The organism is Psychrobacter luti, from assembly GCF_014192115.1.
GTDB classification, from domain to species: Bacteria; Pseudomonadota; Gammaproteobacteria; order Pseudomonadales; family Moraxellaceae; genus Psychrobacter; species Psychrobacter luti.
On record NZ_JACHXL010000002.1, the window covers coordinates 421,677 to 442,787 of the forward strand.

The following is a 21,111-nucleotide window of genomic DNA, read 5'->3' on the forward strand; positions in this document are numbered from 1 at the left end:
AACAACGACGAGACAGGCTTTAGGGCAGGGTAGCAAGTGGGGCTAATAATACAATTAGCTGAGTAGACGTTAATGAGCGGTAGAACGTAAAGCAGGAATGGGATAAGCGCGTGGGCTTTTCGCAATCGCTTTTCGACCTAAATTTATTAGCTATAAAATACGCTAATGTCGGTAACATTCACATAGATAAGATAGGGTGTAAGGCTACTATCTATAGAGTTATTATGAATAGGCTTGTTCTAATGATTAATGCATGAGCAAGTTAGTGGTCTTTTATGACAGTTGTCTTATCCAGTTTGGTGGTCAGCACACGTTGTAAGGGTGGCGGTGGATAGTGACTGGGAGTCAAGAGGTCACAGGTACTAAAAAAGCATCGTGCTGTCACAGTAATCAATCAAGGTCTAGCAATAATATCGCTGTTAACTAAGGACTATTAAATAAGTGTCATCGTATAAAATAATGCCGTGCAGCGGTTATCCTTTTAGGTGAAGCAATTGGTCATTCTTTATTTATCGTTCTTTTGGGTATAACGTCAATAATATCTGGGGTATCTCAAAGCTAGGTGGCGCTGCTGTCGTCATCAGCGGGGCGTACTTGGCAAACAGAATAAATGACCGGCTTATCGGCACGGTGTCTCTTGTCTATTCTACTTATCGTCCTCTGTTTGACCACCAATACTCAGGCAGCTATCGACAATCAATTAATGATGCTCGATTCTGGCTCTAAACGACCCATACTTGCTCATCTGCGCGCCTAAAGGACTGTAGGATAAATAGTCATGTATGAACATAAATAGTTATCAAAGCAAGTCGTGGTTATGCGGTAGTGAGTAAATGTTATGTTGTTATCGTTTGATAAAATTGTTGTTACGCAATCTATCAAAGCGATGTTGTCTAATGTCACAATATTCTGTAATGATAAACACTCTTATACTGATAATTTATCTGATACTAATAAATACAGTTTGGTACTAATAAATGTCAGCGTTGTTCTTACAATTTATGGGGCATTATAGGATATATCAAGGAATATAACACCCTTAAAATCGGATGAAACACACAAGCTTGGCAGGTTTTATAAGCTGGCAGCGCTTTACTAATCAGTACTGACCAGTAATAAAATGGCGCTGCACTGTCTGTAACAACAATGAATTATTGTCGCAGCCTCTGCTTAATTGGCGCTCAACATGCTAAACTATAGCAAATCTTTATGTAAATACCTAACTAAAAATGACGAATGCCAAAATGACAAACGACGAAACTATCCACGAAGCTCCGGCTATCTTTAATAGCAAAACGCGCCCGCAAAGCGCCGATGACGAAATTAGTAACTTTGAAAAGGTGAATTACCTTGAAGTCACTCGCCATCAGCATGACCAGCGCTTGGACAACTTTTTGCTCAATCGTCTAAAAGGCTTGCCTAAACCGCATATCTATAAAATGATTCGCTCGGACGAAGTGCGCGTCAATAATAAACGCTGTAAAGCGCATGACAGATTGCAGCGTGAAGACGTCGTGCGTATCGCACCTGTCCAGCTAGCCACCCGTGATAAACCTATTATCAGTACCGAATTTGCCAAGAGTTTATTGGCACGTGTGGTCTACGAAGATGAAGGCTTAATTGTATTGAATAAACCTTCTGGTATCGCCGTTCATGGCGGTAGTGGTCTAGATTTTGGCGTTATTGAAGCCATGCGTGAAGTGACGGGTAAAAAGTACTTAGAGCTGATTCATCGTATCGATAAAGATACCTCAGGTCTGCTGATGATTTCTAAAAAACGCTCATCGTTAAAAGCCTTGCAGCAGCATCTGGTCGACAAAACCATCCAAAAACACTATCTATGTATCGCCAAAGGTCAGCCTGCACTGAACGAGCAGCGTATCGATGCGCCATTATTGCGCTATACGCTGGCTAGTGGTGAGCGCCGCGTAAAAGTAGATGCACAAGATGCGCAAGCTAAAGAAAGCCAGACAGATATTATCGTTCATGGTCGTTTTATGCTGGCCAATCAGCCAGTCAGTTTGCTTGAAGCTAAGCCACTGACCGGTCGTACTCATCAAATTCGTGTACACTTAGCGCATATCGGTCATGCTATCTTAGGTGATGATAAATACAATGTGCATGACAAGTCTGGCGTACATCGTCTATGCTTACATGCGTGGCGTTTAGATATTCCCGGTTATGAGACCATTACCGCGCCATTACCAGATGAGATGGTAGCTTGGTTACCAGCAGACATTAAACTACCTGAATAAGCTTAAAGGACTGATATTCAATTCTCAGTTTATATATTAATATTCAGTATGAAGCATAAACGTCACAGTCACTTATAAGGGCATGTCTTAGCCAAATAAGTGACCGTGACGTTTTCACATCCGGCATTCACGATGAATCGTTAAGGGTTAGTCCATGACAGTAGTATCACTCGCTAATAAATTCGCCGCAGCCAATACTCCTGAGTTAGCAGCCGAGCATCACTTAGCCAATAAAACGCTGATTATTTTTGATTGGGATGGCACCTTGATGGATTCGATTGGCTTAATCGTTGAGGCGATGCATGTCGCAGGCGAGGCGCATGGCTTTACCACCACCGATCAGGCAATCAAAGACATCATTGGGCTGAGCTTAATGCGTGGTATTGAGATTTTATACCCGCAAGCAACCGCTGCGCAGAAACTGGCGATTCAGCAAAGTTATGCGGACTACTATATTCCAAACAGCCATCGTACGCCGTTTTTTGCACCAATAGAAAATATGCTGCAAACGTTACAACAGCAAGATAAGCAGCTTGCTGTCGCCACTGGCAAGAAAAGAAAGGGATTAGATCGGGTATTAGAGGGTTCTGATAGTCATCACTATTTTGCCATCACGCGCTGTGCTGATGAGTCAGGCTCAAAACCTGACCCGCAAATGCTGAGTGATATTTTAGCCCATACTAAGCAGCCTATCTCGCAGGCGGTATTTATCGGCGATAGTATTTATGATATCCAAATGGCCAACCGTTTGGGCATGACCAGTATTGCGGTCAATTATGGTGCGGCGTCGAGTAGCGAGCTTGCTGCCCAGCAGCCAACTTATCAAGTCGATACCCCGCAAGCCTTAGCTGAGCTACTGTGTGCTTAAATAAACATTCGTTTAAATGGTAAAAGATGGTTATAAAAATCAAAAAGGGTTTATCGTTATTAGCGATAAACCCTTTTTAACTAAAGACTGTAATTGGTTAAAAACTGTGACTGGCAAAAACTATGAGGTTTACTCGTCGTCTTTCTCAGCACTGTCTTTTTCAACACTGCCTGTTTGGGCAGCGTCCTTTGCAATCGCGTCTTCTAGCTCAGCACCTTCTAGTAAGGCAAAAGAGGACTCAATAATTTTATTTGCATCTAGCTGATACTCATACCAATTGCCCATGATACCTGCCAGCTCATCAAGACCTTCCTTTCTTAACGCTGAAAATAGCTGAATCGTACAGTTTAAGCCCAATTGCTTTAGTCTTTTACGGGTATTCAGTAGCGCGTTTTTGGAAGCACCATACTTAAGTTTATCTGCTTTAGTCAGCAAGATATGCACTGGCAGATCACCATCTTTTGCCCAATGCAGCATTTGCTCATCAAAGAACTTCAGCGGATGACGAATATCTGACATCAGCACTAAACCTGCAAGGCTTGAGCGCGATACGAGATATTCCTCTAATTCAACCTGCCATTCTTTTTTCATCTCAAGCGGTACGGCCGCATAACCATAACCTGGTAAATCAACCAAACGTCTATCGGTATCGCCAATACTAAAAAAGTTAATCATCTGCGTACGACCAGGCGTCTTAGACGAGCGTGCTAACTGACGCTGATTGGTCAATGCATTAATAGCGGACGATTTACCAGCGTTTGAACGTCCAGCAAAAGCAATCTCTAGCCCAACATCAGGCGGACAAAGGCGAAAAGTCGGCGCAGACATCAGAAATTCAGTTTGCTGAATGCGTTGACGGGCTTTGGTATTAAAATCCGCGTGTTCAGCGGCGACATCTTTGAACGGGGTACTCATAAGTGACTCATTAATCTTGAAAAATTGGATACGGTAATAAAAGTTTTTAAATTAAGCAGTGCTTACAGCAGCGTATTGAATAGATGCGCTGCAAAAATAAGACTTTAATCATATAAGGGTTTTAGGATACCGCCTATTCTATACTATTACGGCGCTTAGTTATTGAAATAACGGCCATTACCCTTATATTAATTACAACCTATTGGCGACATGGTCTTAAAATGGCTTTCAAGTAAATTGGTGCCTAGAGCAGCCTTTTGCTTTCTTAGCAGCCGTTAACAAAGCTAAACTATATTTATATATATTAATGTGACATATATTGTTACAATCTTTAGTAAGACAGATTGAATGAAAGACGTTTAATAAAATTATTGATTAAGCGAATGAAAAAACGATGTGAGGTGTCCCATGTTCTCAATCACCACAACAGTTGCTAAAAGCTATCGCTTATTAGTTAGTACGGCAACCGCGCTCATAATTGGTACGGCGATGCTAAGTACTGCCAGTGCGGCTGATATTGCAACGTCCTATAATAACTCATGTGCCGCTTGTCACGATAGTGGTGCGCTCAATGCCATTAAAAAAGGCGACAGTGCTAAATGGCAACAGCTTATCAAACAAAAAGGTATGCCAGCGCTGATTAAATCGGTGAAAAGTGGCATGATTCAAATGCCTGCTGGTGGATTGTGCACAGACTGCAGCGATGATGACTACCGTAAACTTATTGAATATATGAGTAAATAACGCTCAACTTGTGCCTAGGTCATGCCTAAGTTATAAAGCTATTAATTACTGTTGATAAAAAAGATATGAGGCGCAAGGTTGCTAAACCTTTTGCGCTTTTTTGTTTTTATTAAACAGGTGATTAGGATATGAGTAGAAAAAAAGTGCAATGCTACGATTAAGTAGGCAAATAGTAAAAAGTCTTGCTATAATAATCCAAAATAAACCCTGATATTAGTAAGTACTTTCGGGCTGCTTGTGATAAAGACCGCAGAATATATGGCTTAGCTGGCTAAATGATGGCTCTGTATATCTTGCGTTTTTAAATAATACAATCATGCTAGATAATGCTTACGCCGAGTTAGTAGGATTTGTATCAATGAAAAAGTTAATCGCTGCCGCCAGCTTATGTGTTGCAAGTTTCAGCGTACAAGCTGCTATCACTGTTCCTGAATATGATCTTAACGCTGGTAAACAAGTCGCCGAAACTGTTTGTGCTGCTTGTCATGGTGTTAATGGTGTGAGTCCTATACCAGCCCAGCCAAATCTTGGCGGTCAAAACGTGAAGTACTTATACAAACAATTGGTTGATTTTAAATCAGGCTATCGTAAAAACGGTATCATGCAATCACAAGTTGCCAATTTATCTCAGCAAGATTTGGCCAACGTGGCAGGATATTATGCGAGCCAAAAACCTTGGGGTGTGGCATTTGGTAATCCTGCAACCACACAAGAAGCGACTAAGCTATTTTTAGGCGGTGATAAGACACGCGGTGTCATCGGTTGTGCAGGCTGCCATGGTCCAGATGCAGCAGGTAACGCTTGGGCTGCATTTCCACGTTTAGGTGGACAGCATGCTGAATATATCTCTACTCAATTAAAGCTTTTCCGTGCGGCTGGTCGTGTGGATGATGTTGACAGCGATGAGCAAAAACGTGTCAACGATGCCGCAAAAGAAGGCGAGGTGGGTATGATGCAAACCGTTGCTTCAAAACTGTCTGATCGCGATATTCGCATCTTGTCAGATTATGTGAGTGCTATCCACTAATTTGTCGCATGTTTAAATGAAATACTAACTTATGTACTTTCATGCAGCTGTTATGCTTTAGCTATTAAACCCCGATTTCGGGGTTTTTTTATAACTGTTAGTCCTTATATAATTTGCATAATCTTTTATAAAGCTTATATCAAATAAGTCGCCTATATATAAAGCTAATAGAAACAATATAGACGCTTATTAAAGATTTATATCATTAAATGTTATTCACTTTGAATCGCTTGGATTTAAATTATGATGATTCGCTATGCTTCTTACTTTATCGCCGCGCTGCTACCGCTATTATTGTTCCGTTGGTTTGCACCCGCATCCATTGGTGAAATCGACTTCTGGTTGCTTTGGCTGTTAGCGATGGTACTGGTCTCATTACCCGTCGTTTATGCTGAGATTGCCTTGGCCTATCGTAGTGCCGAGGCGCCTTTAGCGGGTATGCAAAAGCTCACTCGCGAGGCAGACGCCAGTTCCTTATGGCGCGGTTTTGGTTGGCTCGCAGCATTGGTCTCTATTATTATTGCAGCCCTGGTCGTATCTGGTGCGAGTACTGGTATTTTAACCGCTCTAACGGAATTAAATAGCGCGCCTGATGTACCAAGCTTCGCTATTGCCGTAGGTTTAATGGTTATTGCTGTCCTGTTAAGTTTACTGAGCGTTGCACCTTTGCCGATTGGCTTAGGTTTAATGCTGATAGGGTTATTGCTGGGAGTGGCAAACGGTTTACCAAACGTTGCTTTTGCGATGACCGATATTAGTTTAAGTGAGTGGGCACGTGCCGTTGCCTTAGCATTGGTCAGTGTGGGTGCAGGTACTGGCTTATATTGGTTTGGTCAACATTTAGTCAGTAAGCAAGCCGTTACCGCGGTAGGGGTGGATAATCATAACGCCCAAAAACCTTCTCGTCATCATGCTACGCAAGAATATCGCGCAACCAAGCTTGTGCTACCAATCTGGATATTACAGCTCGTAGTTGGTGTCATCGCACTATTTATCAGCGGTATGGCATTACCACCGATTGGCCAGTTACTGTATTGGGTCGGGGTGCTGTTTGTGGCCAGCTACTTACTACATTATAGTACGCAGCAATTGGCGCATAAATTTGGCTTGCTAGTCAGTGTACTATTAACCTTTGTAGTAGCGCTTTTATTAGTGATTGCGATACCAACCAATTGGCTGGTTGGCATTTTGGTGATTATCAGTAGTGTCGCTGTGTTATTACTGTCGGTTTTTGCCGGTTGGCAGATGAAAATCAGCCATTTGCGTAAGTCTTTAAACTTTGGCAATGAAGCTTTTTATAACTTATGGCGGGTTGCGATACGCTTGATTGTGCCTCTAGCGTTGCTGTTAGCGCTAATCGGTTGGGTGATGCAGTGGTTAAGCTAATGAATGCTGTTAATAACCATGCAGCTGATAACAGTGAGGCTAACGTCAATATGTCTCAGGCTGAGCAGAGCAATTTGATGACGGTATATCTGGCGTATGCAGAAGAGGCAGAGCGTCAGCATTACCTAACCGTCCAAGTCAGTCAAGGTACTACTTTGTATGAGGCATTGGCGCAAGTGGGTTGGCTGACACAGTTTGAAGAGCTGGCAAAGTGGTGCGAACAAGTGGCTGATATGACGACGCCAACGGCTAAGCGTTGGCGTGTCGGGGTATATGCGCAAAAACAGCCGCTAAATTATACATTGCAGCCCTTTGATCGGATAGAGGTATATCGCAGCTTAAGCGCTGATCCTATGTCTCAGCGCAAAAACAAATCTCGAGGTTAACCGTTAGTCGCTATGATTTGTTAGCTATTAGTCATAATTTGCGAACAGATTTACGACGCCGGTAGGCTGTCGATACCTTCGATACGAGTTACTATACCATTATCATCAAAATAAACAATTAAGTGCTGGCTGGCATTTTTAACATCGGCGATACCTTTGCGGCGACCTTCTGTCCCTGCTTTATAATCGTAAATATAATCCCAGCGTTTAGGCTCTAATGTATCTTTAATTGCTGGGCTGCCAAGAATATAAAGTACTTGATTTTGATTCATACCCACTTGTAGTTTTTGTGCTTGGGTTTGGGTAATAGCAGTACCTTGTGGCAAATCAATCTTATACACACTCAGTAATGAGCAGCCAGACATAGCGACAGCGGCACTAAGCATACTGGTAATGGCAATTTTGCGTACTGCGCTTGCAGAGCTTAACGAACGAAAATTCAATGTCTTTATCATGGTAAGATGACTCATAAAAAATGGGTTAGGCGCAGCTAAGAACCGATAATGCTGGTCTTGCAGGCAATCTTGGACAAATGATACGTCATTTACTTGCAATTGCCTACCACTTACGACATTATTTACCAAACGCTATCTTGCAGTATTTATTATTTATATTTTAAATTCATAGACTTGGCGTCAGATTTTTATAAAAAAATGCTCTAGAAATTCGCCTAAGAGTGGCTAGGTCTTTATAGCTGATATTTTTTTATCAGCTATTATTACTCATGATTAATGATTTTTTAACTCGTGTTTTTGAATTTATTTGCTAAGACTTTCATAGTCAGAAGGGATATTATGGCTTCTTTTACCAATCAAGATTTACGTAAAGCGGGTTTGAAAGTAACGTTACCGCGTATCAAAATTTTAGAGCTGCTTGAAAGCGCAGAGCTGCATCATATGAGTGCAGAAGAGGTGTATAAGGCGCTGATTGAGCAAGGTGAGGATGTGGGTCTCGCAACCGTTTATCGCGTGCTGACGCAGTTTGAGCAAGCGGGTATCGTTGAACGTCATAACTTTGAAAACAATCTATCAGTATTTGAGATTACCCAAGAAGAGCATCACGACCATCTGGTTTGCGATGTCTGCGGTAAGATTATCGAATTCCATAATGCAATCATCGAAGAAGAGCAGACCAAAGTAGCGGCAGAGCATGGCTTTAAGTTATCAGGTCATTCCTTAGTGCTCTACGGTATTTGCGACAATCAGGCTTGTAAAGATAACGCAAAATAAGCGTTTCAAAAAATATCTTATACGTATAATTCTAAAGCCATAAAAAGAGCCCTCACATTTGATGAGGGCTCTTTTTATTGAAAATATTAACTAAATTATCTTAAGCTAAGTAATATCTAACGATAAACTATCCGCGCCTTCATCTAAATTGGCAGTGCCGTTTTTATTGCTCAGTTTGATTTTTAAGCGCAAATCATTAGGGGAGTCAGCGTGGAGAATGGCTTCTTTATAGGTGATTTCGCCCTGTTCATACAAGTCAAACAGCGCTTGGTCAAAGGTTTGCATACCACTCTCCCGTGAGCGCGTCATCACATCTTTGATTTCATGAACTTCGCCTTTACGGATATAGTCACTAATCAGCTGTGAGTTTAATAAAATCTCAATAGCAGCGCGGCGTCCTTTACCATCAGGCGTTGGAATCAGCTGCTGGGCGATAATGGCTTGTAAATTTAATGATAAGTCCATAAACAACTGATTATGACGACTGGTTTCAAAAAAGTGAATAATACGGTCAATCGCTTGGTTGGCGTTATTGGCATGTAAGGTGGCGAAAACCAGATGTCCTGTCTCAGCATATTGAATCGCATAACTCATGACCTCGCGGTTACGAATCTCGCCAATCAAAATAACATCAGGGGCTTGGCGTAAGGTGTTTTTTAGACCAGCTTCAAAAGAGTGGGTATCGATACCGACTTCACGCTGAGTGATAATACAACCGCGATGCTTATGCACAAACTCGATAGGATCTTCGATGGTAATAATATGACCATGTGAGTTCTGGTTACGGTGCCCAATCATTGCCGCAAGGGTAGTTGATTTACCCGTACCTGTTGCACCAACCAACAAGATGATACCGCGCTTTTTCATGGCCAGCTCTTTTAATGCTGGTGGCAGGCGCAGCTCTTCAACCGTCGGAATTTTATTTTCAATTTTCCGTAAAATCATTCCTGCCATGTCGCGCTGTATGAAGGCGCTAACCCGAAAACGCGCTTGCTGAGCTTGGTCTGTAATCGCAAACTGACACTCATTGGTTTCGTCGAACTCTTTTTGTTGGCTTGGCGTCATCACCCCTTTGACTAATCTCAAGGTTTGCTCAGCCGTTAACGGCGTTTTGCCCACGGGTAGAATTTTGCCATTAATTTTCATGGATGGCGCAACGTCAGCGGTAATAAAAAGGTCAGAGCCATTTTTATTGATCATTAACTGTAAAAGTTTATCAATGTCCATAACGTACCTACACTTGGAATATATAGATTAAAAGGTGCTTCAATAAACTTTTAAAGACTGCCAATAACGACCATTAAAAATGAATAAAGCCGATTAAAAATCTATGATTGTCAATTTGTAATGTTATTAAAACTTAGTGTTATCAAAACCTAGGGCTATAAGGGTTTAGTCTTCTAAAAACCAGTACTAAATAAACGCCTCAGGCTGCTTGGCATAAGGACGTGCAACATCTTTGCTAATAGTACCTTTTGAGACAAGGTTCTTAAGTGTTTGGTCAAGGGTAATCATGCCGTCGCCTGCACCCGTCTGAATAGAGGAGTACATTTGGGCGATTTTATTCTCACGTATCAAGTTACGAATTGCGGGCGTGCCTAGCATAATTTCATGCGCTGCAATTCGTCCACCAGTTTGACGACGCAAAAGAGTTTGCGAGATGACGGCCTGCAATGATTCTGAAAGCATCGCTCGAATCATGTCTTTTTCAGCAGCAGGGAAGACGTCAATCACACGGTCAATGGTTTTTGCCGCTGAGCTGGTGTGCAAAGTACCAAAGACTAAGTGTCCCGTTTCAGCGGCGGTCAACGCTAAGCGAATAGTCTCAAGGTCACGAAGCTCACCAACGAGGATAACGTCTGGATCTTCACGTAGGGCAGAGCGTAGAGCTGGTTCGAAACCTAAGGTATCGCGGTGTACTTCACGTTGGTTAATCAAGCTCTTCTTAGACTCGTGGACAAACTCAATCGGGTCTTCAATGGTTAAGATATGCTCTTTACGAGTTTCATTGATATAATCAATCATGGCCGCCAGCGTGGTAGACTTCCCTGAACCCGTCGGACCTGTAACCAATACTACGCCACGTTTAAAGTCGGACACACGTTTGAACACCTCGCCCATACCCAAGTCTTCCATGGTAAGAACTTTAGAAGGAATGGTACGAAAGACCGCGCCTGCACCGCGGTTTTGGTTAAAAGCGTTAACACGAAAGCGCGCTAGATTTGGAATCTCAAAAGAGAAATCGGTCTCAAAGAATTCTTCAAAGTCGGCACGCTGCTTATCATTCATAATGTCATAAATAAGCTGATGCACCACCTGATGGCTCATCTCTGGCATATTGATACGGGTCATCTCACCATCGACACGAATCATCGCTGGCATACCGGCTGAAATATGTAAATCTGAGGCTTTATGCTTGACTGTAAAGCGCAGCAAGTCTTCGATGCTTAAGTTATTCTTTTCAGCCATAATCGGATATTCCTATCAATAAATAAGGGTGAGCCAAAAAGCGTATAGAATATATAACGCATACTTATTCTATAACGCCATCTAAGCCAATAATCTTAAAAATATGTTGATATTCGCTGTCTTTGTTACCATTACTACTGTCTTTAGTAGTAAATGTTAGACCATGTAACAATATCATAACAAGACTGTGGCTATTTAACCATCTACTATATAAATAAAATGCAAAAATAGTTCAGTTCTTCATTGTTTATTAATATGAGTTTATCATTTCGCTATTAACAAAGTATTTATCAAAAGTTAAAACGACCTATAAAAACAATTATCTAAGACAATAGCATCTTTTATCCCTGTGAGCCTTTTATGAATGACATCTCTAAGCAAGCCCATAAAAACCATATTACTACCGAAATGATTTCACTTGACATGCAAAATGATGAAAGTGAGGTAAATAATATAAGTTTAATTGAAAGTTGGCAGCAGGTTAATAAACAGGTGGCGCAGGCGTGTGCACAAGCGACAAGGCAGAATAATGAAGTCACTTTACTGGCGGTATCCAAAACCAAGCCTGCTGAGATGGTTGCGACATTAGCGCGGCAAGGGCAGCGTAATTTTGGTGAAAATTATCTGCAAGAAGCGCTTGAAAAAATACAAGTTTTGCGAGAACAGCCAGAATGTGAACCTATAATTTGGCATTATATTGGCAGCATTCAGCGTAATAAAACGCGTGATATTGCTGAGCATTTTGATTGGGTTCAAACACTAGAGCGTGAGATTATTGCCAAGCGCCTCAATGAACAACGCCCAACTGAACTGCCGCCCCTTAATGTATTGATACAAGTTAATATCGATATTGAAGACAGCAAATCAGGATGTTTGCCAGCTGAATTGCCCGCATTAATATCTGCCATTAAACATTACGAGCGTTTGCAATTGCGTGGTTTGATGATTATTCCGGCAAAAGCCAATACCGATGCCTTTGCTCGAACTAAGCAATTATTTGAAGATATCAAGGTTGAGCATCCAGAGTTGCCGCAGTGGGATACGCTGAGCATGGGTATGAGTGAGGATATGAGCGCAGCCATTGCCAATGGCTCGACCATGGTACGCGTCGGTACGGCAATATTTGGAGCGCGTGCCTGATTTTTGTTATTGTCATTAAACCAATTAAGCTCATATTAAGATGCTAAAGCTTACATTGGCATTGAGCTTAAAGTATGGTAATTATTTAACTGCTTCCTCAATTTTGGTGACGAGTAGCTGCGTAATTTTAAGATTGTCAGTAGCGATAATCTCAAAACGATAATTGGCATATTCAATGGTATCGGTTTTTTTAGGAATTTTGCGTAGCATATACATCATAAAGCCGCTGATGGTCTCATAGTTCTGACTGCGTGGTAAATTGACGATATCTAGCGCCCGAATGACGTCTTCAATAGGCGTCATACCATCGATGAGCCAAGAATTATCCGTACGCTGTACGATAGGTTGCTCTTCGACTGTCACTAGTTCACCCATGACAATACTCATCACATCGCGTAGGGTAATGACGCCAACCACCAAGCCATATTCATTGACGATAACGGCAAAGTCAGCACCTGTCGATTTAAACATCTCTAACACTTCAAACAAAGACAAAGTATCGGGTACAAATAACGCTGGTTTTAATAGCGCTTTGTCAATGAGGCTAACTTCTTGCTGGTTAAGTACCAAGGCTAAAAAGCTGCGCGACTCTACATAACCGATAATTTGTTCTAAATCGTCTTCCTCACAGACCAAAAACTTATTATGCGGCTGCGCGATCATCACCTCGACCACTTCTTCGGTACTGGTTTTGCTATCGAAATAAACGATATGCTCACGCGGATTCATCACTGAGGTGACGGTACGCTCTTGCATCTCAAAGATGTTTTCGATCAAATGGTGCTCTTGTTTTTTGAGCACACCCGCTTCAGCGCCAGCGTCCATTACGGCATAGATATCTTCTGGAGTAATGTCGTCTTGGCGAATGGTTGAGATGTCAAAAAGCTCAAAGATAAGGTTTGCGGCGCCATCAAAGACCCAAATAACCGGCTTAAAAATAAAGGTCAACGCCATCATAGGGCGTACCAGTCGCACAGCAAAGATTTCAGCATTAGACATCGCCAAACGCCTAGGCATCAAATCAGCAAGTAGGGAAAATAAACTGGTAATAAGCACGAATGAGATGATAGATGCCGCCGCTTCATGCTTGATCAACAGCTGCAAATAAGGGCTAATGGCTGACTCACCAACCGCACCGGCTGAAATGGCAACGGCGTTCAGAACAACTTGCACCACAGTAATAAATCCACCAGGATTTTCTTGCATATGCAGGACATCAAGAGCGCGGACTTCGCCTTCTTTTGCCATGATTTGGAGCTTAATCTTGCGACCAGCAGCGATGGCAATCTCGGCGGCAGAGACAAAAGCACTCAAGGTAAGTAATAAAAGAAGGAAGATAGTAGCAGTGATCAAACTCATGACGGACTCGGATAAAAATAGATAGGGTAGTTAGATTAAAAACAGTAGTTAGAATAGTGAGGAGTAAAAAATATGTATAAAAATTTGGGGCAAGTAGTAGATAATGAAAATTATTTATCAATAAAAACTAAAAAAGCTGGGTAAGCACCCAGCTAATTATAAAACACTTGAATAATATTATATAAAACTATATAAAAACTTAAATCTATCTAACCTTCTAGTTTGTCATTTAAATAAACATTAATCTAAAAAATAACAGCATATCTAAAAGGTTGTAATGATAAATCAGTAGTTAAAGCCTAGCCTTTGATTGACCATTTATTCACCAGTGGGAAACGACGCTCACGACCAAAGGCTTTATGGCTAATCTTAGTGCCAATCGGTGCTTGCGAGCGTTTGTATTCGCTGTTATCAACCATTTTAATAACCTTGGCAACCAAGTCAGCATCAAAGCCTTTATCGACAATATCTTGATAACCCATATCTTCATCGATATACGACATTAAGATACCATCTAGGACATCATAGTCAGGCAGGCTATCTTGGTCTTTTTGATCAGGACGCAGCTCAGCCGATGGCGGACGCGTAATCACGCGCTCAGGGATAACAGGCGTATCTTCTAAGCGGTTACGGTAGCTGGCCAGTTTATAAACTTGTGATTTATACACGTCTTTTAGCACATCAAAGCCGCCGGCCATATCGCCATATAATGTTGAATAACCAACCGCTAACTCTGACTTATTACCCGTGGTGATGACCAAATGACCGAATTTATTAGACAATGCCATTAGTACCACACCGCGTGCGCGCGCTTGTATATTCTCTTCGGTGGTATCAGCAGGCGATTTATTAAATAATGGCGCTAAGGTATGACGGATGCCTTCAACCGCATCAAAAATCGGGCAGACCGTATAAGAAACGTTTAAGCGACGGGCCTGTGCTTGTGCATCTTCTAAGCTGATTTGCGAAGTGTATTCGTACGGCATCATTACCGCATAGACTTTATCAGCGCCCAGAGCGTCGACGGCAATACACAAGGTCAAGGCTGAATCAATACCGCCTGATAAGCCAACAATGATGCCAGTAAAGCCTGAAAGATTGACGTAATCACGTAGACCAACGACCAGCGCTTGGTACATCTCCGACTCACGGCTCAATGATAAAGGCGCTTTCGCTTGTGTATTAAATTTCGCCGTCTTTACATTAAATGTCGCTAGCATAAGCTGATTCATAAAGCGTGACGCTTCGTGAGCTACGCTGCCATCGGCTTGGATGGCCATAGAGCCACCATCAAATACTAAGTCATCTTGACCGCCAACAGCATTCAGATAAATGATAGGCAGGTTGTTTTCGCGGCTACGTTTGGCGAGCATGGTTTTACGGTTGTCTTGTTTTTCAATCTCAAACGGCGAAGCGTTTAAGCTCACAATTAGGTCAGCGCCTTGTTTTTTAAGCTCGGCAATCGGACCTTTTTCCCACAAATCTTCGCAGATAAGCAGACCGATAGTAATGCCTTTATAGTCAAACAAGACTTGATTACGACCTTTATCAAAATAACGGCGCTCATCAAATACGCCATAATTTGGCAAGATTTGTTTATGGTAAAAGCCTTTTTGATGACCGTTATGCAAAATCGCAGCCGAGTTAAAGGTGCCATGATGGTCGACATGCGGATAGCCTACAATCATCACGATGTCATCGATATCACTTAAAGAGGACAGTGCGCTTTTGATACGACCCGATAAGCTTGGGCGTAGCAACAAATCTTGCGGTGGGTAGCCCAATAATCCTAGCTCTGGGAATATAATGACATCCGCTCCTTGCTCACGGGCTTGTAGTGCAAGCGTGCGCATTTTTTCAGCGTTGGCTGTGATATCGCCCACTAAAAAATGCGATTGAGCTAGCGCAAAAGTCACGCTGTCTTGCGGTTTAGATGCCGTATTGGCGTCATTTGAGGCAGTAGAATTGGGGTTGTCAGTATCTTTTGCAGTGTCTCTTGACATTGTTATTGTTCCTATCAATAGGTTATGTAAATGTGTTGAATCCGTCTTGGTTTCAAATAAAACCAAATCAAAGTAATTTATAAAAGTAACGCAAAATATAAGTGTTTAATCAGGCACTCAAAACACGACGCTTGAATAGTGAGTCGGAATGATGAGCGCCAAGCTTAGATAGGCATTAATATAATGCTTATCGACAATACCAAAATATGCAGCGCCGCTCTAAATACCAGTGATTAAGACAGTCTAGAGTAGGGTGGCAGATGAGGATTGCAAGAAGTAATTTTCAAAACGCCAAGGCTGATAATGCTAAAAACCTATAAGCTCATACTAACTTAACAGCATTTAAGCGCTCAGATTAATCCCTTTAGTATAACATCAATTGTCGGTACTAATAGAACTGAGCAGTGATTTAGCTGGCAAGATATCACAGCAGAAGTGACTAAAAAGGCAATAGATAGCCGTTATTTTACAATGATAAATCTGCTTGGGAATCTTTACGTGCAAGCATCAATATGAACCGATAATGCGTACAGATAAATGTAAGTAAAGATTACAACATAGTCTTATTTATTGGATTTATTTTATTGCATAATAAACCATTATTATCGGCTAATTGTTTCAATTAAGCGCATATAAATATCAAATTAACGCTATTTTAACCAGCCAAAAATATTTTTATAAATTAATGCTGTTTTGATAGTCAAATATGATGTTTATAAAGGTGCTGTATGTTACGGTAGCTCTATTGCGCGCTGTATTGACAGTAACTGTTTTACGCCGCAGTTATGACAAAAATGATTACCCAATACTAATGTTATTTAGAACTTATTACTTAACATACTCGCTAAGGGATATCAATAATGGACCTATTCTGTAACGGACATGCTCTGTGATTTTTATCCACCTATTTATAAACGTTACAGCAAAGCCGGTTTGGCTTTTTGCTGGCTGCTCTTGGTTTATACGCTATGATTGAAAACTGGACAAAAGAATTTCTTATTCAGCGCTTATTGGCCATTACCTTATTGGTGGTGCTGTTCGTATTATGTTTCCAAGTCGTACAGTTTTTTATTGTACCAGCGCTATGGGCGGCGATTTTAGCCTATGTAACTTTCCCTATTTATAATTTTTTTCATCAAAGAGTTCGATTCAGCTCAAACTTTAGCGCTGCCATTATGACGGTGAGCATCACGCTTATGATTGGTGTGCCGCTCGTCGTTGGTATCTTTATTTTGCAGCAAGAAGCGCTGAGTCTCATTAGTAATTTAGTCTATCGCATCAAGGTCGGTTATTTAGATGTGCCTGATTCGATCAAAGATTTGCCCATCATCGGTCAGCAAGTCAAAGATGTGCTATGGAGAATCAATAAAAACCCTGAGGGGACGTTAGAGGCTTTTCGTCTTTGGGTACAGTCGCATCTGTATTATGGCAAAGTCGCTTTTGATGTCGTATTTAGCGGTCTGGCCAAACTTGGGATGGCACTGATGACATTGTTTTTCTTTTATCGTGATGGCACCAGTTTGGTACGCCAAATCCGTCAAGCGCTACGTAATATCATTGGCAATCGTATCGATGGTTATATTGATTCGGTCGGTACAACCACGCGCGCGGTCGTCTATGGCATTGGCTTGACCGCATTAGCACAGGCATTGCTCGCGGGTATTGGTTATTATTTCGCTGGCGCGCCAAGTCCTATCTTGCTCACCATTGTGACTTTTATCATTGCCTTAATTCCCTTTGGTACGCCATTTGTTTGGGGCGCGGTATCGATTTGGTTATTGAGCCAAGGACATACCGTAGAAGGGATTGGCTTAGCGCTTTGGGGTATACTGGTTATCAGTTGGGTTGACAACCTCATCCGTCCTATCGTCATTAGTGGTGCGACCAAAATCCCTTTTATTATTATTTTTATCGGGGTATTGGGTGGTTTAACTGCGTTTGGTTTTGTTGGCCTATTTATTGGTCCTGTGGTATTGGCAATCGGCCTTGCCGTATGGCGTGAATGGATATCGCAGCATAAGAATGAGTTATTTGCCCAGCAAGAAGGAATGTTGATTGACGGTCCACTGCAACCTAAAGCTACTGAGCAAAAAATGACTGAGCAAAATAAAGACGAAAATACCGTCTCTACTGACCAAATATAAGGTTAAAAAGAGAAGCTCATAAAGTTTGATAATAAGAAATACACTGTCCTAATGATGCGATGGTTGATAATAAAGCTATTATAAATAGGGATATTTAAAGATGCCTAATGCCAGCACTATGAATAACGACAACATGCGCCCTCTAACCATTGTTGCTGATAGCAATATCGCTAGCCTTAATGAGTTCTTTAATGCATCAACGCTTGGGCAAGAGACGAAGCGCACGGTGAAGATTTTTGCCGTCACTGGACGTGATATCAATGCGCAATTGATTGCAGAGTTACAACCTGACGTGCTATTGATACGTTCGGTGACGCCAATAGGAGCGGCGCTATTAGCAGACAATAACAGTGTTAAGTTTGTCGGTTCGGCAACTATCGGTACCGATCATGTCGATCAAGACTATTTGGCGGCGCGCAATATAACCTTTGCCAATGCAGCAGGCTGTAGTAAACACTCGGTTGCGCAGTATGTATTAACCGCTATCTTAAGCTTGCGCCCGCAGTATTGGCAGCCATCGATAGCGCCAGTGACATTGGGTATTATCGGACTGGGCAATATTGGCAGCACCCTTGCTCGATATGCTCATGATTTAGGTTGGCAGGTATTGGGTTACGATCCGCTGCTGCCTGCATCGAATATTAATAATGCCAGCCTTGCGCAAGTACTTAGCCAAAGCAATGTTATCAGCTTGCATGTGCCGTTGACGGATAGGAAGGATGACGCGAACCCTAGCGGCAGCGACTATCCAACGCGGCATTTAATCGATAAAAATGCATTAGATACGATGCCATCGGAGACTTTATTAATCAATAGCGCGCGCGGACCCGTTATTAATGCGCACGACTTAGTAGCAGATATTAAGCATACTGGACGCCAAGTGGTCCTTGATGTGTTTGAGCATGAGCCAGAAATTTCTGAGGATTTATTGTCCAAACTTGCGATTGCCACAGCGCATATCGCCGGTTATACGGTCGAAGGTAAGCTGCGTGGTACACAAATTATCTATGATGCGCTTTGTGAAAAACTGGCGGTCACACCGGCACAGTCTATGCACACGCTATTACCTCTCAATATGTTTTTATGGTCTGAATTAAAGGCGCATCCAGAGAGACTGATTAAATTTTATAATATTATGCAAGATGATGCTGCATTACGAAGCAAGTTAGCTGATGGTCAAGTAAAGGGCGCAGACTTTGATCAACTGCGCCGAGATTATCATTTACGCCGTGAATGGCAGTCGTAAAAATTAGGTATTTTAAAAGTTAGCTGGTTTTAAACGTCAGGCAGTCTAAAATACCCATTTAAACTCCATTTTTTATTCTTAAATTGCAGTAAATAATAATGACTCAAGCAAGTAATTCTTTATCGAAACCTAGCTATGCACCAACGATGACAATATCAATGGCACAAAAGCGTGCGCAATTTATAAATACTATTCGGCAGTTTTTTGCTACGCAGCATGTGCTCGAAGTGCAAACGCCACTGCTGTCGCAAGCAGGTAATACCGATACTTTTTTGCAATCAGTGGCGGCACAGGTCACCTATCAAGATAAACCTCGTACCTATTATCTGCATACGTCGCCTGAGTTCGCTATGAAGCGGCTACTTGCCAGCTGGCAGGTGCCTATTTATCAGATTTGTCCGGTATTTCGAGATAATGAGATAGGTGTGCGTCACAATATTGAATTCACCATGCTTGAGTGGTATCAGCCGAATTATAGCCTAGATGATATGGCTGCTGAATTGGGCGAGCTATTAGAAGCGCTTTACGGTTATCCGATTGTGCTGAGTCATTACCGTTACGTCGATGCCTTTATGGATTTTGTGGGTATCCATCCATTGACCGCTAGTCTTGCCTCGCTACAAGCCGTTGCAGAAGATAAAAGTTTAACAGGCTTTGATTTTAATAGTGCAGAAAACGGCGCCACCAACAGTGAAGAGGATATTCGTCAAAGCTGGTTAGATTTGTTATTCAGCCATGCCGTCGAGCCTAACTTGGGACATGATTTGCCGACGTTGATTATAGAATATCCACCTGCAACTGCTGCATTGGCGAAAACAGCTTTGGATAAAGAGGGTAATATAGTTGCTAAGCGCTTTGAGCTTTATATTAACGGTATTGAGATTGCCAATGCTTATGATGAACTGGCAGATGGGCAGGCGTTAAGAGAACGCTTTGAGCGCGACAATCAATTGCGTCAGCATCATAACTTGCCACAAATGCCAATTGATGAGCATTTATTAGCAGCGTCTGATGATTTAATACCTTGTAGTGGTATCGCAGTCGGTATTGATAGGTTGCTGATGGTTATAACAGGGGCTAGCAGCTTAGAGGACGTGATTACTTTTCCCAGTGGCTTAGCTTAGTTGCTCTTTGATATCGTTTAACGTAACCGTTAATTTTTAAACAATCCATAAGAAAAAGCGCGTAAACCGGAAGGCTTACGCGCTTTTCTATTCTTGTACTGTTTTTTATAATGCTGCAAAGCTGCATATTGTTTATTATAACTTTTGTTTATTACAGTTTAGCAAGCGCTGCATCAATGGTAGTTTCGCCATTGTGCATGCTAAAGACTTTCTTATTGGTATTATCAGCATTGAGTACAGCTGCCAACGTCGTAGCCACATCTGCAATTGAGTTTTCACCCGCATCATCATCATTAATAGTGATTTTACCTGTTGCTGCACGCTCTTTTAGTGCACCTGCTTGCACGATAGTATAATCAAGTTTGCTGTTATTAACCAACCACTGATCGGCGTAATGCTTACAGATATAGTATTCTTTTAAGTCAGCAATACCGGGCTGATTCCATTTGCTGGTATCTAATGAAAATACTGTACTAAGCATGATATAGCGTTTGATACCTTTATCCTCGACTGCCTTCATGGTTTTAACCGCACCATGTAAATCAACTTCTAAGACATCTTTACCACCAGAACCAGCAACAAAATAGACAGCATCGATATCTTTATCAATTTGGCTCTGAATCGCGTCTTTTTCTGCGGTGATATCCAAATCTAATTGGCTGTAATTGTCGTCATCAAACAGTTTTTCTTCCTGACGGGTGGTGCCAATCACGTGATGGTTATCTGCTAATAACTGCTTAACCAAATCTGTACCCACTCGACCACTAGCGCCAATCACTAAAATTTTCATATTCATTCCTATTGTTATATACGTTT

General features: G+C 41.8%; 19 protein-coding genes. 12 read left to right on the forward strand and 7 right to left on the reverse strand.

The features are described from left to right. Nucleotides 1-610 precede the first annotated feature (610 nt). From FHS24_RS06170 to FHS24_RS06180, 3 genes are all read left to right on the forward strand, one after another. Nucleotides 611-757: a hypothetical protein gene (locus FHS24_RS06170; RefSeq protein WP_183619771.1), complete on the forward strand. Its 147-nt coding sequence runs from the start codon at nucleotides 611-613 to the stop codon at nucleotides 755-757. Nucleotides 758-1,244: 487 nt separating this feature from the next. Further along, nucleotides 1,245-2,255: an RluA family pseudouridine synthase gene (locus FHS24_RS06175; RefSeq protein WP_183619772.1), complete on the forward strand. Its 1,011-nt coding sequence runs from the start codon at nucleotides 1,245-1,247 to the stop codon at nucleotides 2,253-2,255. A 154-nt stretch (nucleotides 2,256-2,409) separates the two neighbouring features. Further along, nucleotides 2,410-3,123: an HAD family hydrolase gene (locus tag FHS24_RS06180; protein WP_183619774.1), complete on the forward strand. Its 714-nt coding sequence runs from the start codon at nucleotides 2,410-2,412 to the stop codon at nucleotides 3,121-3,123. Nucleotides 3,124-3,252: 129 nt separating this feature from the next. Here FHS24_RS06180 and yihA read toward each other — a convergent pair whose 3' ends face one another. Continuing rightward, nucleotides 3,253-4,038, reverse strand: coding sequence for a ribosome biogenesis GTP-binding protein YihA/YsxC (gene yihA, locus FHS24_RS06185; RefSeq protein ID WP_183619776.1), 786 nt, complete (start codon nucleotides 4,036-4,038; stop codon nucleotides 3,253-3,255). A 408-nt stretch (nucleotides 4,039-4,446) separates the two neighbouring features. Between yihA and FHS24_RS06190 the strand changes: the two genes are divergently transcribed. The 4 genes from FHS24_RS06190 (at nucleotide 4,447) to FHS24_RS06205 (ending at nucleotide 7,581) form a co-directional block, all read left to right on the forward strand. After that, complete coding sequence (locus FHS24_RS06190; RefSeq protein ID WP_183619777.1) at nucleotides 4,447-4,782, forward strand: c-type cytochrome; 336 nt, start codon at nucleotides 4,447-4,449, stop codon at nucleotides 4,780-4,782. A 358-nt stretch (nucleotides 4,783-5,140) separates the two neighbouring features. Further along, nucleotides 5,141-5,809, forward strand: a complete 669-nt coding sequence (locus FHS24_RS06195) for a c-type cytochrome (RefSeq protein WP_183619778.1) — start codon at nucleotides 5,141-5,143, stop codon at nucleotides 5,807-5,809. A 243-nt stretch (nucleotides 5,810-6,052) separates the two neighbouring features. Next, nucleotides 6,053-7,195, forward strand: a complete 1,143-nt coding sequence (locus tag FHS24_RS06200; RefSeq protein ID WP_183619779.1) for a hypothetical protein — start codon at nucleotides 6,053-6,055, stop codon at nucleotides 7,193-7,195. Continuing rightward, nucleotides 7,195-7,581, forward strand: a complete 387-nt coding sequence (locus FHS24_RS06205; RefSeq protein ID WP_227671673.1) for an RnfH family protein — start codon at nucleotides 7,195-7,197, stop codon at nucleotides 7,579-7,581. The genes FHS24_RS06200 and FHS24_RS06205 overlap by 1 nt, the downstream gene beginning before the upstream one ends. 50 nt (nucleotides 7,582-7,631) lie before the next feature. Here the strand turns inward: FHS24_RS06205 and FHS24_RS06210 are convergent, their stop codons facing one another. Next, nucleotides 7,632-8,051: an outer membrane protein assembly factor BamE gene (locus FHS24_RS06210; protein ID WP_183619781.1), complete on the reverse strand. Its 420-nt coding sequence runs from the start codon at nucleotides 8,049-8,051 to the stop codon at nucleotides 7,632-7,634. Between the two features lie 324 nt (nucleotides 8,052-8,375). On the opposite strand from FHS24_RS06210, the gene fur reads away from it, so the two are divergent. Continuing rightward, nucleotides 8,376-8,810: a ferric iron uptake transcriptional regulator gene (gene fur / locus FHS24_RS06215; RefSeq protein WP_183619783.1), complete on the forward strand. Its 435-nt coding sequence runs from the start codon at nucleotides 8,376-8,378 to the stop codon at nucleotides 8,808-8,810. 105 nt (nucleotides 8,811-8,915) lie between these two features. Here the strand turns inward: fur and FHS24_RS06220 are convergent, their stop codons facing one another. Both FHS24_RS06220 and FHS24_RS06225 read right to left on the reverse strand, forming a co-directional pair. Continuing rightward, entirely contained in the window at nucleotides 8,916-10,037 is a 1,122-nt protein-coding gene (locus FHS24_RS06220) for a PilT/PilU family type 4a pilus ATPase (protein WP_183619785.1), read from the reverse strand. Nucleotides 10,038-10,223: 186 nt separating this feature from the next. Further along, entirely contained in the window at nucleotides 10,224-11,279 is a 1,056-nt protein-coding gene (locus FHS24_RS06225) for a type IV pilus twitching motility protein PilT (protein ID WP_149490560.1), read from the reverse strand. Between the two features lie 408 nt (nucleotides 11,280-11,687). On the opposite strand from FHS24_RS06225, the gene FHS24_RS06230 reads away from it, so the two are divergent. Next, a complete protein-coding gene (locus FHS24_RS06230; protein WP_406947769.1) occupies nucleotides 11,688-12,419 on the forward strand; it encodes a YggS family pyridoxal phosphate-dependent enzyme in 732 nt (243 codons plus the stop codon). Between the two features lie 81 nt (nucleotides 12,420-12,500). Here FHS24_RS06230 and paeA read toward each other — a convergent pair whose 3' ends face one another. Together paeA and FHS24_RS06240 are read right to left on the reverse strand one after the other, a co-directional pair. After that, the gene (gene paeA, locus FHS24_RS06235; protein WP_183619789.1) at nucleotides 12,501-13,778 is read right to left on the reverse strand and encodes a polyamine export protein PaeA; all 1,278 of its coding nucleotides are present in this window, start codon (nucleotides 13,776-13,778) and stop codon (nucleotides 12,501-12,503) included. A 299-nt stretch (nucleotides 13,779-14,077) separates the two neighbouring features. Beyond that, the gene (locus FHS24_RS06240) at nucleotides 14,078-15,781 is read right to left on the reverse strand and encodes an NAD+ synthase (protein WP_183619791.1); all 1,704 of its coding nucleotides are present in this window, start codon (nucleotides 15,779-15,781) and stop codon (nucleotides 14,078-14,080) included. A gap of 968 nt (nucleotides 15,782-16,749) precedes the next feature. On the opposite strand from FHS24_RS06240, the gene FHS24_RS06245 reads away from it, so the two are divergent. The 3 genes from FHS24_RS06245 (at nucleotide 16,750) to epmA (ending at nucleotide 20,295) form a co-directional block, all read left to right on the forward strand. Then, entirely contained in the window at nucleotides 16,750-17,925 is a 1,176-nt protein-coding gene (locus FHS24_RS06245) for an AI-2E family transporter (protein WP_227671672.1), read from the forward strand. 133 nt (nucleotides 17,926-18,058) lie between these two features. Further along, complete coding sequence (locus FHS24_RS06250) at nucleotides 18,059-19,171, forward strand: 4-phosphoerythronate dehydrogenase (RefSeq protein ID WP_183620092.1); 1,113 nt, start codon at nucleotides 18,059-18,061, stop codon at nucleotides 19,169-19,171. 98 nt (nucleotides 19,172-19,269) lie between these two features. After that, the gene (gene epmA / locus FHS24_RS06255) at nucleotides 19,270-20,295 is read left to right on the forward strand and encodes an EF-P lysine aminoacylase EpmA (protein ID WP_183619793.1); all 1,026 of its coding nucleotides are present in this window, start codon (nucleotides 19,270-19,272) and stop codon (nucleotides 20,293-20,295) included. Nucleotides 20,296-20,446: 151 nt separating this feature from the next. Here epmA and FHS24_RS06260 read toward each other — a convergent pair whose 3' ends face one another. Then, a complete protein-coding gene (locus FHS24_RS06260) occupies nucleotides 20,447-21,085 on the reverse strand; it encodes an NAD(P)H-binding protein (RefSeq protein ID WP_183619795.1) in 639 nt (212 codons plus the stop codon). Nucleotides 21,086-21,111 lie beyond the last annotated feature (26 nt).